The 862-nt window shown below is 36.8% G+C and carries 1 protein-coding gene; it reads left to right on the top strand.

Going from position 1 to position 862, the window contains the following annotated elements:
* Positions 1–152 precede the first annotated feature (152 nt).
* Positions 153–755: a P-loop NTPase fold protein gene (locus ACTQ16_RS16635; protein WP_441938547.1), complete on the top strand. Its 603-nt coding sequence runs from the start codon at positions 153–155 to the stop codon at positions 753–755.
* Positions 756–862: the final 107 nt, after the last annotated feature.

The raw sequence follows: 862 nt of genomic DNA on the forward strand, positions 1-862 counted from the left end.
TGGTGTGCACAAATCGGACAAAATTCACGCTCATACTATCATGATGCATAGTGTTCAAGCTCTTTACTGCAATTGAGATTGTCATTGAGATTGCTTGCGGATTTTAGGTATATGAACTCCAAAAGCAACTTGGGGTGACACAAACGAAGCAGATGGAGCGTTTCTATGATAACATTAACGAGGATGTGGAGGTAAGGCATAAAAGTAATCCTGGTTATGTGACAGCAGTTTCTATAGCAGCTATAGTTATTATAGTAATACTCATGTTATTGCCGGAAAGTCAGAGAAAATTTAGTTTCGGATTTTCTACTATTACTGCCATTATAACGCTTTTTCTAATATACTATAAACATTCTACAGATGACCTGAAGGTAACTTGTCAAAAATCTCGTTTGTTTGCGCCAGAACAATTTGAGGAATGTTTTGATGAAATCATTCAAGAGTCTTTAAAGGGGAACCAAGCATCTCTTATCCCAAAATGGATAAGTAAGTTTACTTCTCCAATGTATGACAAGCTGATTATTGTGATAGACAATCTTGATAGATGTACAGCTCAACAGGCTCAAGATATGTTGACGACAATTAAGTCTTTCTTGGGCAAGCATCCTAAGGTAGTATTTATTATACCTCTGGCTGTAAACTCTCTAAAACATCACCTAGTTAAGTCGTCTTGTGGCGAAGAGAATGAAACGGAAGCCAATGAGTATCTGAGAAAGTTTTTCAATGTCTCATTGTGGATAAAGCCTTTTCAGTAAGCGTCCAAAAACGGATTTGGTGATTTGAGAAAGAAGATGTAACTTTGTCGCCAGTAATTTTAAACGTAAGTAAAATGTACAGCGACAAAGACTTTCAGACATTCTGG

Origin of the sequence: Prevotella sp. LCP21S3_D2, from assembly GCF_052118345.1 — a bacterium.
GTDB lineage: Bacteria > Bacteroidota > Bacteroidia > Bacteroidales > Bacteroidaceae > Prevotella.

Excerpts from the sequence above, each read along its gene's own strand:
- ACTQ16_RS16635 (WP_441938547.1), top strand. The coding sequence starts at position 153 with ATGGAGCGTTTCTATGATAACATTAACGAGGATGTGGAGGTAAGGCAT.